Source organism: Methylocystis sp. Uni0008 (genome assembly GCF_056838045.1).
The window spans coordinates 309,668-325,463 of the sequence record NZ_JBXEJH010000002.1; the positions used below are offsets into that span (position 1 = coordinate 309,668).

The 15,796-nt window shown below is 59.5% G+C and carries 11 protein-coding genes; 10 read left to right on the forward strand and 1 reads right to left on the reverse strand.

What is annotated here, in order from left to right; translation table 11 throughout:
- Nucleotides 1–615: 615 nt before the first annotated feature.
- Nucleotides 616–1,185: a hypothetical protein gene (locus AC0X69_RS21355; RefSeq protein ID WP_109026901.1), complete on the reverse strand. Its 570-nt coding sequence runs from the start codon at nucleotides 1,183–1,185 to the stop codon at nucleotides 616–618.
- Between the two features lie 494 nt (nucleotides 1,186–1,679).
- Here AC0X69_RS21355 and AC0X69_RS21360 point away from each other — a divergent pair, with 494 nt between their 5' ends.
- The 10 genes from AC0X69_RS21360 (at nucleotide 1,680) to AC0X69_RS21405 (ending at nucleotide 15,581) form a co-directional block, all read left to right on the forward strand.
- Complete coding sequence (locus AC0X69_RS21360) at nucleotides 1,680–2,333, forward strand: TetR/AcrR family transcriptional regulator (protein WP_109026902.1); 654 nt, start codon at nucleotides 1,680–1,682, stop codon at nucleotides 2,331–2,333.
- A gap of 288 nt (nucleotides 2,334–2,621) precedes the next feature.
- A complete protein-coding gene (locus AC0X69_RS21365; protein ID WP_109026903.1) occupies nucleotides 2,622–3,872 on the forward strand; it encodes an efflux RND transporter periplasmic adaptor subunit in 1,251 nt (416 codons plus the stop codon).
- Nucleotides 3,869–5,002: an ABC transporter permease gene (locus AC0X69_RS21370; protein WP_109026904.1), complete on the forward strand. Its 1,134-nt coding sequence runs from the start codon at nucleotides 3,869–3,871 to the stop codon at nucleotides 5,000–5,002. The genes AC0X69_RS21365 and AC0X69_RS21370 overlap by 4 nt, the downstream gene beginning before the upstream one ends.
- Before the next feature lies 1 nt (nucleotide 5,003).
- Entirely contained in the window at nucleotides 5,004–5,750 is a 747-nt protein-coding gene (locus tag AC0X69_RS21375) for an ABC transporter ATP-binding protein (protein WP_109026905.1), read from the forward strand.
- A gap of 957 nt (nucleotides 5,751–6,707) precedes the next feature.
- Entirely contained in the window at nucleotides 6,708–7,004 is a 297-nt protein-coding gene (locus AC0X69_RS21380; RefSeq protein ID WP_109026906.1) for a DUF6522 family protein, read from the forward strand.
- Nucleotides 7,005–8,282: 1,278 nt separating this feature from the next.
- The gene (locus tag AC0X69_RS21385) at nucleotides 8,283–8,564 is read left to right on the forward strand and encodes a hypothetical protein (RefSeq protein WP_109026909.1); all 282 of its coding nucleotides are present in this window, start codon (nucleotides 8,283–8,285) and stop codon (nucleotides 8,562–8,564) included.
- A gap of 792 nt (nucleotides 8,565–9,356) precedes the next feature.
- Nucleotides 9,357–9,758, forward strand: a complete 402-nt coding sequence (locus AC0X69_RS21390) for a FixH family protein (RefSeq protein WP_245435141.1) — start codon at nucleotides 9,357–9,359, stop codon at nucleotides 9,756–9,758.
- A gap of 53 nt (nucleotides 9,759–9,811) precedes the next feature.
- Nucleotides 9,812–11,002, forward strand: coding sequence for a TolC family protein (locus tag AC0X69_RS21395; protein WP_482613570.1), 1,191 nt, complete (start codon nucleotides 9,812–9,814; stop codon nucleotides 11,000–11,002).
- Nucleotides 10,999–12,423: an efflux RND transporter periplasmic adaptor subunit gene (locus AC0X69_RS21400; RefSeq protein WP_482613572.1), complete on the forward strand. Its 1,425-nt coding sequence runs from the start codon at nucleotides 10,999–11,001 to the stop codon at nucleotides 12,421–12,423. Before AC0X69_RS21395 ends, AC0X69_RS21400 begins: the two co-directional genes overlap by 4 nt.
- Nucleotides 12,420–15,581 (forward strand): efflux RND transporter permease subunit, encoded by a 3,162-nt coding sequence (locus tag AC0X69_RS21405; protein WP_482613574.1) that lies wholly within the window; start codon nucleotides 12,420–12,422, stop codon nucleotides 15,579–15,581. The genes AC0X69_RS21400 and AC0X69_RS21405 overlap by 4 nt, the downstream gene beginning before the upstream one ends.
- Nucleotides 15,582–15,796: the final 215 nt, after the last annotated feature.

Here is a 15,796-nt window from a genome sequence, read left to right on the forward strand (position 1 = left end):
AACGATGAATAAGGCCAATCACATAGCCGCCGGCGCTAATGCAGTCGCCGTTTTTCAACAGGAGTGCGGCACTGTCGAGGCGCATGCTATTGCGGACTTGATATGTGATCTCGGTCACTTGGCGGACGACCGCGGTCTCGATTTTCTTAGCAAGGTTAAACGGGGCGTTGGACATTGGTTCGCGGAGCGCCATGCCCAAAGTTGTAACAGCCTCGGGGCGGAGGCCATCGTCGAAATAGCCATCAGTCCACTGTCAACGAATTCGGTAGCTCGATCCTCTCCGCCTTAGATGCTACTCTGCTTTGGTTCGACGCGACTGAGCGCGTCATCAGATTTGTACCTTTCTGCAAGGGCTTATTGCCTTCATGATGCCGTGCTCGAACTGTGATTGGCGGCATACGTCCGCGTTATGGCCGCTGCTCGAGAGATCCTCTACTCGTCTTGTATGAGGGGCATCGGTGTAAAAGGACGATACGCTCGCGCCAGAACGAAACCCGATGCTTAAATGGCACGCAACTAACGGCAGCGTCCTGGTTGAGCCGGGGCTGGATCGATTTTCTGAAGTCGTGGCAGCCCGGCGAGTCGAAGATGAGCGTTACCAAGGCGCTATCAGACTTATCGACCTAATTCTGGAAGCTGGACGACCATGAACGGGTCGGCGTCTGGTGATTTAATGCGCCATTGGTAGACGAGGAAATGGTTCAAATTCGACCGCTTGGTCTGCGCATTATGTTTGACGACATTGACGCCTTTTTCTAACCTGACGGTGAGCCGTCCGTCGATTTCTGCATCTGTTCCGGAAAGTTGACATGGGGCGTTAGCGTCTGGTCGAGAGCCGCCAATCACGATAGCGCCGTCGGCTTGCGGCTGAATGCAAAACACCTTCATCTCGCGTGATGGGAAACAGGACGATTGGCCTCTAGCGACCGATCGCTCCAAGAATACTGCGTAACGTCCTCGGGCAAGATATTGGGCATATCGAAAGCCTTCGTCGCGCAATTGCGCAGCGGCATGTTTAAGTCGGGCCTCCAGGCGTGCTTCCAGGAAACCCGCTCGGCAGGCCTGAATAAGAGCGGGCACGAAAATAAGAATGCCGTCGTACGAATAAAAATAGCTTCCGTCGGCGCGGATTGCGACGCTCGCATCGAATTGCTCGGGCGCAAGTGTTCGAAAAAAGTTGCGCATTCTAGCTCCGGAGGGAAGGCTTTCTTCGCGCAACTGGCAAGTTGGCGGCATCGGCCGTAGCGCTTTGGTCCCGGCGAAATGTCGGCGACCCTAATCTCGCAACTCTGTAAAGCGTTGCGATATGAAAAGGTAGCCACAAAGATCAAGATAGAGCTTGGTTATGGGGGCGGTTACGCTAATGGGGCCCTATATCCCACGTCTCCGATCGCTCGATTAAGATCTCGCTGAACCAGAAAACCTGATCGCCGTCTGGGCAGCTCAGCCATGGCGTCCCCTTTTTTCCAGCCAACGCTCTATGGAGAGGATCAATGCCACGGTTCTCCGCTTGTTCCGCTCAGCGGAAAAGTGAGTAATCAGCTCCCGCTCGCCGCGCTCCTAACGTATCCAACTCTACTTAAGCGCGACGCCACGGGAGAGGAAGGCCTGTCCCTTGACAACGCAGTCGGCTAACCAATAATAGTAATTGCTTACTATTATCCGAGCCAAGCCGCAGCATGCAGTCCAAGTATCTTCCGGCCGAGGAGCGCCGATCACTCACCGTCGAAGCAGTTGTCGTACTTTCCGGCGCGCAGAACCCCAGCGAGATCACGACAGCAGCGATCGCTAAGCACATGAACGTGACGCAGGGCGCCTTGTTTCGTCACTTCCCCACGAAGGATGCGATCTGGGAGGCGGTGATGGAGTGGGTGACCAATCGTTTGCTGGATCGCATTGATCATGCGGCAGAAGGCGCATGCTCGCCGATGGACGGATTGCGAGCGATGTTCATGAGTCATATCGAGTTCGTGATCGAATATCCTGGCGTGCCTCGAATGATGTTCGGTGAATTGCAGCGCGCCGAAGCCGCACCCGCCACGAAAATCGCACGGATGCTCATCAAGCGCTATGCCGAGCGGCTTGCAAAAAAGCTTGAGGAGGCCAAGGCGGCTGGAGAAGCAGCCAATGATCTGGACACGCATGCGGCGGCGATCCTGTTCATCGGGATGATCCAGGGTCTGGTGATGCAATCATTGCTGTCGGGCGACATCAAAGGCGTTCGCACCCATGCTCATGGAGTTCTCGGCATCTACCTCCGTGGCGTGAAGTCAGGCGCCTCCGATGCTGAGACGCTGAATGCAAGAACTCCAAGAGGAAAGATCAGGCGATGATGCGCGCAAGTTCATGGCAAGCGGGAACGAACTTGGGAGCCGCGCTGGCGTTCTAGCTCGGCATGTCGGGAGGCTCCGACGCGACATGGCGAAAACACTACCGATCAGGCCAATCGGGCTCGATCCATGCTCAACGTGACAAGGAAGTGGGAGAGCGACGCGCCACTGCCGGCCGGCATGGAACGCATTCGCACGCTGGCCGAGGGCTGGAGGATCTCCGACGTGGCGGCAATGAATGAACGATAGTCCCTCATTGGAGCGGAACTCTATGCGACCGGGAGACTGATCATGAATGAGTCCTCCGAACGATCGGCCAGGGGGCCTGACACGTCTATTGGCGAAAAGACCGGAGCCAGCCTCTTGTATGCCGCAGCGCTTCGCGGGCGTATCGCTAGATACGCCCTGGCGACCTCCGGCGTACTGTTTGCCATCGCCGTGGCTCTAATCGTTTACGCGAACCGTCCGATCGCCGTCGAGGTCGCGTCAATTGAAAAGAACGTGCCGATCCGAGTCTTTGGGCTTGGCACGGTCGAGGCCCGTGTGATGTCGAAAATCGGTTTCGAAGTGGGGGCCACGCTGGTCGAACTGCACGCGGACCACGGCGACCGCGTGACGAAGGGCCAGGTCCTCGCGCGCCTCGCCAGTAGCGAACAAGAGGCCAAGGTCGCAAAGGCGCGCGCTGCGCTCTTGATCGCCGAGACGAACATCAACCGGGCGGATGCCAATCTCGAGAGGGCGCGGGCGGTGATGGCGCAAAGACAGGAAGCCAATCGGCGCAAGCAGGCGCTTGTTGCGCGAAGCATCGTCACAAAGCAAGTCGCAGAGGAGGCTTTCAGAGACGAGGCCGTAGCCCGCGCCGATGTTGCCGTTGCAGATAGCGAGATTGCCAGCGCGAAGGCGCAACTGGCCGATGCGCGAGCTCAGTATCAGTTCGAAGAAACGATGTTGCGCCATAGGACGCTCACGGCTCCCTACGACGCCGTGATTATGGAGCGCCACAAGGAACTGGGCTCTGTCGTCAAGGCTGGCGATCCAATTTTCACGCTCATTGCGGCTGACACGTACTGGGGTCTCGCTCATGTCGACGAAGCGCGCGCGGGATTTATCCAGGAAGGGCAACATGTCGATGCACGCCTTCGCTCGCGTCCGCAGGATGCGTTCACAGGACGGGTCGCCCGCATTGGCCTCGAAAGCGATCGCATTACGGAGGAACGGCGCGTTCTCATTAAGGGCGACAATCCGCCATTCCGAGTCTATCTCGGCGAGCAGGTGGAGGTCTGGATCACCGTCGCTCAGCTTGATAGAGCGATCCTCGTTCCAGAGGCCGTCGTGCAGGGCTACGACGGACGGCAAGGCCGGGTATGGACGGTCGAGTCCGGCCGGTTGCGGAGGCGTCTGGTAAAATTCCGACATCGCACGGAGGACGCGCGTCTTGAGATCGTGGATGGCCTGCCCGGAGATGCGCGTGTCGTGGCGAACCTGGAGAGCGGCTTACGCGAAGGCCGCTTTATTTGGACGATCGAGGCCAGCAAGAAATGAACCTTGCATATCGCGACATTATGCACAATCTCGGTCGGTTCCTATTGACCTGCCTGGGACTTGGCCTCCTGCTCGGAGTCGTGCTCGCAATGATCGGCATCTATCGCGGGCTCGTCGTTGAGGCGCTGACCATCGCCCGAGCGCCGGCTGTCGATTTGTGGGTTGTGGAATCCAGTACGCGCGGTCCCTTCGCGGAGATATCTCGCATTCCAGGAGACACGCGGGAGGCGATCGCCCGCATCGCGGGCGTGGACGCCGCCGGAAGCGTCACGTATCAGACGGTAGAGAGTGAGCACATGGGCAACAAGCTCCGGCTCTACGTCATCGGTTACGAGCCGACGCGACCAGGCGGTCCGCCAGTAATCATCGAAGGTCGCGGAGTTGCTCGCAGCCACTATGAGATAGTCGCCGACCGCGCTGCCGGTCTTGTCCTCGGCGATCGGGTCGCGCTCGGCCGAAGCATGTTCACGGTGGTTGGTCTCACGCAGCACCAGGTCAGTTCGGGAGGCGACCCGGCCGTCTACGTCACGCTGCAGGACGCGCAGAAACTGCAGTTCGATCTCGCGCCGTCGGCGGCGCGACTCAAACTCGCTCGTGGCGAGGGCGGATCAACTCGGGACACCGTCAATGCGGTCGTGGCGCGTCTGCATCCGAACTCTTCTTCGGAGGCCGTCGCTAGCACAATCAAGCGGTGGAAGCATCTCGCGGCCATTACCCAGGAAGCTCAAGAGAACATTCTGACACTTTCGCTCGTTGACCGTGCGCGCCGACAAATCGCGCTTTTTACAGGCCTGCTGCTGGTCGTCTCCGCGGTGATCATCGCGCTTATTATCTACACGATGACCATGGAGAAACTGAAGCAGATCGCCACCTTGAAATTGATTGGAGCGCCCGACAGAACGATCATCGGGATGATCGTGCAGCAAGCCATGGCGCTCGGCTTCATCGGATTTGCAATCGGTGGCGCACTTATCGTCAATATTCAGGACTACTTTCCACGACGTGTGGTGCTGGAGCCGGATAATGTTGTCATTCTGGGAGCCATTGTCTTCGTAGTATGCCTTCTATCGAGCGTCCTTGGCGTCCGCGCCGCGCTCAGGGTCGATCCGGCGACCGCGCTTGGGGGCTGAGATGCAAACCACAAGCTCTGGCGCGCCGCTTGTTCGGCTGGATCGCATCTCAAAACACTTTGGCGAGGGAGAAACCCGCGTCGATGCAGTGCGCGATGTTTCGCTAGAGGTTTACCCCCGACAGGTCGTAGCGCTGCTTGGCCCCTCCGGTTCCGGCAAGACCACCCTCCTTAACATCATCGGCTGCATTTTGGATCCGTCCTCGGGGTGCATGGAGCTCGACGGCGAACTGGTCGTCCGCGATGGCCGCCGGCTTCGGGGTGATTTGCGGCGTCTCAGGCTCGACAAGATCGGGTTCATCTTCCAGTTCCACAACCTGCTGCCGTTCCTCGATGTGACCGATAACGTGGCGATCGTGTTGCAATTGGCCGGCGTCGACATTGCTAATGCGCGCAAGCGGGCCGTGGCTTTGCTCGATTATCTCGAGATCGGCCACCGCGCAAAAGCGATGCCGGCCAAGCTCTCCGGTGGCGAAGCGCAGCGGGTGGCCATCGCGCGGGCGCTAGCGAACAGCCCTCGCATCATTCTCGCGGACGAACCAACGGCCGCCCTCGACTCCAAGCGCGCCGGCATCGTCATGGACCTCTTGCGCAAGCTCGCGGTCGAGCACGACGCCGCGATCATCGCCGTAACGCATGACGAGAAGATTTTCGATCGCTTCGATCACATCCATCAGCTACGGGACGGCAGGCTGTTCGGGATGCACGACGAGCAGATCGACGTCTCAAGACTGGACTCGCCTTTGTGAGAGGCTGAGCTCTTTTGTCTCAAGCGGAGCATCCAAAACAACAACGCGTGTCGAAGCTGCGATGACACCCATCATGGTGCGTGCGTAGTAAAATACTGGAAGCGTCTTCTCGTTGGCGATGCGATACGGGCGCCCTTTTCGAGCCCCGCCATTTCATCGGTCCTGTTAACACGGATTTGTTACGCACTGCGGAAACAACCTGCCGCGGGCGAAAATAGCCAGCCTTGCTAAGATGGCTCAACCTATCTTTCATTATGCTCGACGCCTGAGCCGCCTCGGTCATCGTCAGCCATTCTGAAGATTATAGGCTTGGATACCGCGCGCGACGCACGGGAGCGCACTTGAGGTTTGCCCTTGCCGGAGGGATGACCATTCGATTGAGCGCCCCGGCGAAACGTTCGTCTGACCAGCGCCCAACCCAGTCCCTTATAATCGCCAAGGTGTTCCTGTTCATGAGATAAGCCCTCTGAGTGAGTTTTGATGAGGTCTGAGATTTCGAAGAGGAGCAGAGCCATGCTATTCTCACGTTCCGCCGATTTCATTCCAACCTGCTCCCAGGAGTCATCTTCACTCCAAGGCAGGACGCGGTGATCGCTGAGCGTATCGGCGTCTGCGGCGCGCTTTGGAGCCCAAGGCCGCGGCGCGTGCGCAGGAAAAGAGCGGAGAAGCGCATTCTGCGGCGCTCACGCGCGCCGTTAGCACGCAAGATCGCGCGGCTGTTCAGCCGGACGGCACGTGGCGGCGATTGAGCGGCGATGAGATGTAGGTCCAGCGAAAATCGACCTCCTTTAAGCTCAGGTCAGCCCCATTGTTGCCGAAGCCGAGCCTAAAGGCGTTTTGATGAACCGCTGAATCGAAGCACGCCTCTTTCGCCGCGACACGACCCTGCCTCGTCGGCTATAAAGCAACGGCACTTGATTTTGGGTGCCGGCCTTGACCCGGCGAGCGGAGGACAGGATGGCCAATCCCAGATGTGCGGACATTGTCCGTGACGGCGAAGACTTCGTTGTGGACGCGACTTTCGTTGCGCCAAAATTCGGACTCTCCGTCGAAGCCTTTCGCACGGAACTGCAGCGGGGAACAATCGTGGCGACCTGCGAGCGGGGAGAAGGCGAGGATTATGGCAAAACTCGCCTCACCTTCCGGCGCGGAATATTGCTTTGGCGCTTCGTCCTGGATGGGGACGGCGCGGTCCACGAAGACCCGCTCCTGGCTAAACGCGCCAGCTCTTCGCGACCACAATCCCGTCCATGAGCTATGGCTGCGCCGGCGCTCTTGCCAATAAATCACATCGACTCGTCTGGGCGCCTTGCAAGTACCGCCGCCGGCGCGGCGCTAATTTCCACAACTTGCTAGGCGCAGCGCTCGCCTCCCCTGCACCATGGCAAGGAATTCCTTGCGGGTGCGCGAGTGGTCGCGGTTCACGCCGAGCAGCCGGCTCATCGTCAGGAGCGAGTCCGTCGTGTTGACCCCCACAGCGTCGTGCAGCTGTGCTCCGCCTCGATGACGACGCCGACGCCCTGCGGCCGACGTGGCGAGGGCGTAGCATTGACGCGTTGCCGCGCGAGCTGCGGCCTATGGGCTCGGGCCAACGAAAAGCTGTCTGCAAACCTCTGAGGGGTCCGACTCGCCGACCTCTTCTAATTTACAGCACGAGGCGCTGCTGCTTACCATCGACCATTCCCGCCGGCTCGCAATGCGCACCACAAAAAGGACCGCGATCCTGGCCGTGCCCCGGATTCGTTCAGAATGGCGAATCTGAATTTAGCGTGTGAGATAGAGGAGAGTTTCATATAAAAAACCGATGCATTCGTCTGATTGAGAACTCAACGCGTCTTTCTTGAAATTCCACCAACACGACAGGGTCTCAATATTTGACAGGCACCTGCGATCAGAGACGTCCTTCATAAGCAGCACCTTAATGTCGACAATGCCGATTACGTCGCTCGCGCTTGCAGCGCAATTTGGACGGCTTTCAATTCTTTTGACCAGCTCCGGATTGGCTTGGAGGCAAGCTAATGTGAGGGCTTTCAATTTGTCCTCGTAAGAAACTCGGGGGTTGACCCACATCGAAAGAACCCTTTCTGTCATAGGCAGAGCCTAAGCGTCTTTGGCATCTTCTCTCGAGCCGCGCTACCCAAGTGCATCATCGATAGGCGTAGGATGGGCGATGTGAGGGACTAGGTGCGGACAAAAAAAGAGAGCGAGATGCCTTTTTCGAAAACTCTGGGCTACAGATTCATCACGCTTGTACTGCGCGTGCAAAAACGGGGCTGGCGTCGTATGTCGTCGCCAGCCGGCGGGCCGCCCATCCATCCTCGACCGACAGCGAACGGATTCGGCAATACCATCTTACTCGAGTCGGGAAAGCCGTTCGGTGGACAAGCAACGATCGATTTTAACCCAAACGGGTTGATCTTCGAACTTCGGCTTCCTCTTAAGGCTATTACTGAACGCGCATCTTCTCTGATAAATCACAAGGACGTCGGCGAGCCGAGCTAACCAAGGAAGCTCTGTCGCTGGATTTGGAACATGAACACGGCCGATTCGCGTGCGCGGGGGCAGGAACTCAGGGGACCGCGTTTGAGAAAGGACGCCGAGGGCGCATTCCAGGCAAACACCGCAACTGCCCTTCCTTCGCCTTCGGTCGATCTCGGGCGCTTTCTTCTCGCCCTTCTTATGGGCATCGCCTATCGCTCCGATTTGGGTCGTTGTCACGGCCAGACAAGCGACGATGGTCTTTGCGCCGGTATCTGGCATGCGCATGAAACAACTTTGCGCCAAAAGTTCTTCAACAATCTCATCGCACGATAGGTCGACAGTCGACGGTATGAGCACGAAATCATGCCGCTCCGAAGTTTTAGTTCAGCACCTTCACGCTTTAGTACGCTTTTCAAGTCCAATCCTATTCCGGCCAGCCACTGGCGAGAGACAATCTAGCGGAGTCCAGCTATCCGGGCGCACACCGTCCGTAGCCGACCTTCGCCGGATCAGAAAATGGTTTGGGCGTGGCGCTTGCCATGGTAGTTTGCGGCTGACAGAGTAGAGAAATGCTTCGCTGCCTTCGCCTTTTGATCTCTGTGGTTATTCTCGCTACAGCTTTAGCTGGGGCGGGCGGAGCTTTTGCCGCGAAGATGAACCATGCTTGCATCGAAATGAGCATGGACGATTGTCCCGACCACAACGGCCATGACGGCGCAGCACTCCCCGTGTGCGCTGAGATCCTCTGCGGGCCCAGTCAAGCAGCGCTTCCGCAGTTTCAACCATTCGTTGATGCCGTTCTTTGGGTGTGTGCGCCGCCGCTAATTCCCTCCGACGACATTGAGCTCGGTGGATTGCGAAGCCCGCCCGCTCTTCGGCCTCCAATCGTCTAAAGCCGAAAGTCCAATCTCGCTCACGGTTGCGCCCGGAGCAGATTTGGCGCGACCTCAAGCGGTCGCTGCGGCTAGCCGAGGGGGATCGTTATCCACGATCCCATTCCCGCAGGAACCAGCGCCGTTGTCGCATCGACGCGTGAGGCGCGATGACGTCCCTCGTCGGGATTGAGCGCGGCTGCAATCCGCCCGACGACCATGCGCATTAATGGGATACGGAGAGAATCTGATGATGCTCGTGACCTCGAGCAAGGCGCGCTTATTCGCGCTGGTCGCGCTTGCCATCCTAGGCCTAGCGCCGTTCGCCCGCGCCAATATCAACGACTACGAATTCCGACTCGTCGCAGCGCAATTCAAGACGGGGCAAGCGATCGTATCGGTACGTCTCGTCCATAAGCCCGACGACAAGCCGGCGCCAGACGCGGTGATCTTCGCGATGCGTCTCGATATGGCTCCAGATGGCATGGAGACGATGACCAGCATGATCGAACCGGCGCAAAGCCCCGATCCCGGAATTTATCGATTCAAGGTCGATCTGACTGATGCGGGAACGTGGCGGATATCACTCGCTGCAAAGGTGCAGGGCGAGAGCGGCACGGTCCAAGGCCGACTAATTCTAAAGGTGGCGCCATGAGTCGAGGACGGCGCCTTCGCGCCATCTCATTTGTGGAATCGGCGGCGGTATTGATGTGCTCAACATCGCTTTCGGCAACCGAGCGAAACTTGCCCGGCGCCAACGTCGAAAGCGTCGTCGCCCTTGCAAATCAGCTAAGCCCTGAACTAGCGGCGGCCGCGCTGGATGCCGATGCGGCAGCGCATAAAGTGGGCGCGGCAGGCGTGCTGGCCGATCCGACGGTAACGCTGCAAGCATGGGATGTGAATGGACGCGGCATCGGCCAGCGTTGGATCGGCTTCGAGCAGGAATTCAAACTTTGGGGCAAACTCGATCTGGAGCGCGGCGTCGCAGAGGCCGACGCCGAGGCTGCGAGGCATCAGAGTCGCGCCGTCGCCACAGATTTGATCGCCCGCGTCAAAGCCGCCTATGCGCAATACGGCGCCGCGCATCGGGCGATCGACCTTTCGCTTGGATTAAAGCGCCGGCTCGACGAAATTCTCGCGCTCCTGCGCTTGCGTTATGGCGCGAGCTCGGTCGACCAGCAGGAAGTGATCAAAGCCGAGATCGAGGCGGCGACGGCTGAAACAGAGGTCGCGCGCCGTCAAGGCGAGGCAAAGGCCGCCGCCGCTCGCTTAAATGCCTTGGTCGGTCGCGGCTCGCAAGAGCCACTCGCTATGCCCAAAGGCTTTCGGCCGCTGAAAACAAAGCTGACGCTCGCCGGCGTTCAGGAGCTCGCGAGAGTCGCCAATCCAGCCCTCGCCACGACCGGCGCGCAGGTCCGCGCAGCGATCGGAACTAAAGAACTCACGGACCTGAATTACTATCCGAACGTCACCGTTGGCGCGAATTTCGTGCAGCGTCCCACCGGCGACAATAGCGGCATGTTCATGCTCGGATTCAAGGTGCCGCTGCAATATGAAGCGAAAGACGCCGAACAGCGCGCCGCCAGTTCGCGGCTCGGCGCCGCGCAGATGCGCTACGACGCCATCCGAATCCGGCTCGACGGCGATGTGGCCGAAGCGTGGTTCGGGCTGGAGGCGGTGCGCAAGGCGATCCGGATCGTCGAACAACGCCAGCTCAGTCCGGCGCGGCTGTCGGTGGAGACGGCGCGAAGCGGCTTTGCGGCCGGAGCCGCCGACTTGGCGACGTCTCTGGAAGCCGAACGACGCCTGCGAGCGATCGAACTCGAAATCCTTAAGCTCAAAGTCGAAGAGCAAGCCAGATACGCGGAGCTTGAACGTCTGGCGGGAGGCTCTCTATGACTCGCCGTCACTTCGCAATTCTTTTGGGCTTTGTCGTCGTCGCGGCCAGCCTCGCTTGGCTGGCCGAGGGACGTTTCAAATGGGTCACACCTACAGGAACGCTGGGTGACGCCGGGCCTAGTATCTCGGGTAAGCCGCCTGCAACGACAGGCCCGATCATTTACTACAGGGATCCCGACGGTCGCCCAGCCTATTCCTCGACGCCCAAGAAGACATCGGCAGGCAAAGATTATCTGCCGGTGCGCGCCAGCGAGGATGTGAGTTTCGAGGACAAGCCTCCTGCAGGCTCCGCCAAGATTGGTGGCGAACGACGCGTGCGCTTCTATCGCCATCCAATGGGCCTGCCTGACACATCGCCCGTTCCCAAGAAAGACGAGATGGGAATGGATTACGTACCCGTCTACGAGGACGAGGCGGAGAACGGCACGACCATCACGATCAGCCCCGGAAAGCTGCAAAAGACCGGCGTTCGCTCCGAACCCGTCCAACGCCGGACGCTGAGCGTCCCTGTTCGAGCGACGGGCAGGATCGACTTCGACCCGCGACGTATCTCGATCGTCTCCCTGCGCTTCGAAGGCTTCATCGAATCGGTCGGGAAGTTTGCGGAGGGCGATTATGTTCGCAAGGGCCAGACGCTGATGCGCGTGTATGGGCCGAATCTTTCGAGCGCAGCCGCCGAATATGTCGCCGTCCTCAACATGCGGCGTGGCGGCGGGATCGACGCCCAGCGTCTGGAGGGAGCCAAGCGGCGGCTCGTCAATCTCGGCCTCGACGAAAGCGCCATCGCCGCGATCGGGCGCGCCCGCAGCGTTCCACGTGTGATTGCATGGCCCGCGCCGCAAGACGGCCATGTCTTGGAGCGAGCGGCAATTAACGGCATGCGCGCCGCGCCGGGCGACATGCTGTTTCGCATCGTCGATCATTCCCTAGTTTGGGTGCTGGCGGACATCGCCGAGCGGGACATCGCCTTGATCAAGCCCGGACAAAAGGTCGATGTGCGGCCACGGGCTTACCCAGATCGAGCCTTTAAGGGGCAAGTCGCTCTGATTTATCCCCATCTCAATATGGAGACACGAACGGCGCGCGTCAGGATCGAACTGCCGAACCTCGATGGGTTGCTGCGGGGAGACATGTACGCCGAGGTCGAGATCGCAGCCGGCGGCAACGAAAAAGTGCTAACGGCGCCAGAAAGCGCGGTCATCGACACCGGGAAGCGGCAAGTGGCGATTGTCGACAAGGGCGAAGGGCGCTTCGAGCCACGCGAAGTCAAGATCGGTCGGCGTGGCGAAGGCTTCGTCGAAATCAAGAGCGGTGTGAACGAAAACGAACGCGTCGTCACGGCCGCGAACTTCCTCATCGACGCCGAAAGCAATTTGAAGGCGGCGTTACGAGCTCTCGACCAAGGGGAGGCGGGCAAGTGATTGCGCGTCTCATCGCCTGGTCGGCGCGCAACCTTTTGCTCATATTCGTGGGCGCTGCCTTCGCGGTCGCAGGCGGCGTCTATGCCTTGCGCACACTGCCGCTCGACGCCATTCCCGATCTCTCCGACGTGCAAGCGATCGTCTACACCGAATATCCCGGTCAGGCGCCGCAAGTCGTCGAGGATCAAGTCACTTATCCGCTCACCAGTTCGATGTTGACCGTTCCGCGCTCCAAAGTGGTGCGCGGATTTTCATTCTTCGGCGTATCCTTCGTCTACGTCATCTTCGAGGATGGCGTCGACATTTATTGGGCGCGCTCGCGCGTCCTCGAATATTTGAGCGCGGCGAGTAAGAGATTGCCGGCGGGCGTGACGCCAGTTCTCGGTCCCGACGCGACGGGCGTCGGCTGGGTCTATCAATATGCGCTCATCGCCAAGGATATGACGCTCGCCGAATTGCGCTCGATCCAGGATTGGACGATCCGCTACGGCCTCGCCAAGGCCGAAGGCGTCGCCGAGATCGCGAGCGTCGGCGGCTTCGTCAAGCAGTATAATGTCGTTGTCGATCCTAACCGACTGCGCGCGCTCGGCATTCCGCTGTCGAAAGTGCGCGGCGCCATCCGCGCCAGCAATGCCGATGTAGGCGGTCGCACGGTCGAGCTTTCCGAATTTGAATTCATTGTGCGTGGACGAGGCTATCTGCGCAGCGTGAACGACCTGAAAAGTATTGTCCTGCGCGTCGAAAACGGCACACCACTTCTCCTGAAGGATGTCGCGCGCGTCGAGCTCGGCCCCGACGAGCGGCGTGGCGTCACCGAACTCAATGGTGAGGGCGAGGTTGCGAGCGGCATCGCGCTACAGCGTTATGGCGCCAATGCGCTCACAGTGATCGACAATGTCAAATCGACCCTTGCGCAGATGGCGACAAGCTTGCCCAAGGGCGTTGAGATCGTCTCGGTTTACGACCGCTCCCAGCTCATTCATGCAGCCGTCGAGACGCTCAGGAGCACACTCGTCGAAGAAGGCGTCATTGTTGCTCTCGTCTGCGTCGTCTTTCTAATGCATGTGCGCAGCGCACTCGTCGCCATCATCATGCTTCCCGTTGGCGTACTCATGGCGTTCGCCGCGATGAAGGCGCTGGGAATCGGCTCCAACATCATGAGTTTGGGCGGCATAGCCATCGCTATCGGCGCAATGGTGGACGCCGCCATCGTCATGATTGAGAACGCGCATAAGCATCTGGAGCGCGCGCTGCCCGACAAGCGGCGTATCGAGATATTGATCGATGCTGCGACTGAGGTTGGCCCCGCGCTGTTCTTCAGCCTGTTGATCATTACGGTTTCGTTCCTGCCCATCTTCACGCTCGAAGCGCAAGAGGGGCGTCTGTTCAGCCCGCTCGCCTTCACCAAGACGTTCGCCATGGCGGCGGCGGCGCTTCTTTCCGTGACGCTCGTGCCGGCGCTGATGGTCGTCTTCGTGCGCGGAAAAATTATTCCCGAGACGAGGAACCCCATCAATCGCGCGCTCATTTGGCTCTATCGGCCGATCATACGTCTGGTGCTCAAAGCGAAAGTCGCCACTATTCTGCTGGCGCTGGGCGCGCTAGCGCTGACCATCATTCCGGCCCGCCAGCTCGGTAGCGAATTCATGCCCACTCTCAATGAGGGTGCGCTCCTTTACATGCCGACGACGCTGCCCGGGCTCTCGGTCACCAAGGCCGCCGAGCTCCTGCAAAAGCAGGACCGTATCATCAAATCCTTCCCCGAAGTTCACACCGCGTATGGCAAGGCTGGGCGCGCCTCCACGGCGACCGATCCGGCGCCGCTCGAAATGTCAGAGACCGTCATCCAGTTGAAGCCGAAGGATCAGTGGCGTTCTGGAATAACGATCGACAAGCTCATTGGCGAAATGGACGCGGCGCTGCAATTCCCCGGCGTGTCGAATGCCTGGACCATGCCGATCCGAAACAGGATTGACATGCTGGCGACCGGGATCAGAACGCCGATCGGCGTCAAGATTTTTGGCCGCGACCTGTCGCAAATGGAGGGGCTCGCGCGCCAAGTCGAGGCCGTCTTGAAGCGCGTGCCCGGAACTTCGAGCGCCTACGCCGAACGCGTCATCGGCGGCTATTATCTCGATATTGTTCCTGATCGCGCGATGCTCGCGCGCTACGGCCTCATGATCGGCGACATGCAAGCGATAATCGCCACGGCGCTCGGCGGCGAGACCGTCACAACGACGGTTGAAGGACGCGAACGCTACGGCGTCAACATCCGCTATCCGCGCGACTTCCGCTCCGATCCGAGAGCGATCGCCAGCGAAGTGCTGATTCCCCTACCTGGCGGCGGGACGGTTCCGCTCGGCGAAGTGGCGAGTGTCGGACTCGTTCGTGGCCCGACCTCGATTCGCACCGAGAACGGCCAGCTCACAGTCTACATCTTCGTTGATATCCGCGACCGCGATCTCGGCGGCTTTGTCGAAGAAGCGCGCCAGGCGGTCGTCGATGCGATCGAGTTCCCGGCAGGCGCTTATGTCGTCTGGAGCGGTCAGTTCGAATATCTGGAGCGCGCACGAGGGCGCATGCAGATCGTGGTACCGGTGACGCTGCTCATCATCTTCCTGCTGCTCTACCTGAATTTCCGCCGCTTGACCGAGACATTGATTGTCATGCTGTCGCTGCCCTTCGCGCTGGTCGGCGGCGTGTGGCTGATGTGGCTCTTGAACTTCAATATGTCCGTCGCGGTTGCGGTCGGCTTCATCGCGCTTGCTGGCGTCGCCGCCGAGACCGGCGTCGTGATGCTGATCTATCTCGATGCGGCAATGCGCGAGGTCGCGGCCAAGCGCGTGGCCAAAGGGAAGATCTTCACTCGCGCCGATTTGCGAGAAGCGATTATGCTCGGCGCGGTCGAGCGCGTGCGGCCGAAGATGATGACGGTCGTCGCAATCATGGCGGGGCTTGTGCCGATCCTCTGGAGCACTGGCGCAGGGTCAGAAGTTATGCAGCGCATCGCCGTTCCGATGATTGGCGGGATGGTGTCTTCGACGGCTCTGACGCTCGTTGTCATTCCGGCGATCTATGCGCTGATCAAGGGGTTTGGCCTGCCTCAAAAAGGAGAGGTCAAACAGGAGTTGGGGGGAACTATCCACGCAGCTCCATAGAACAATGCACAACAATCTTCACAGGAGGAAAGACTAATGCTTAGACTCTCTATTGCCTTAGCGACGATGCTGGCCCTATCCGTTCCCGCGATGGCCCAAGAGCTCCAGGAGCACGACCCGCAGACTCACGGAATGGTCCCCGGCGGGCATGGCCGTCACATGCATCGTGATTGGAGCACTCCTGGCCAACACAGACATAATGTGTGCTGGCACCG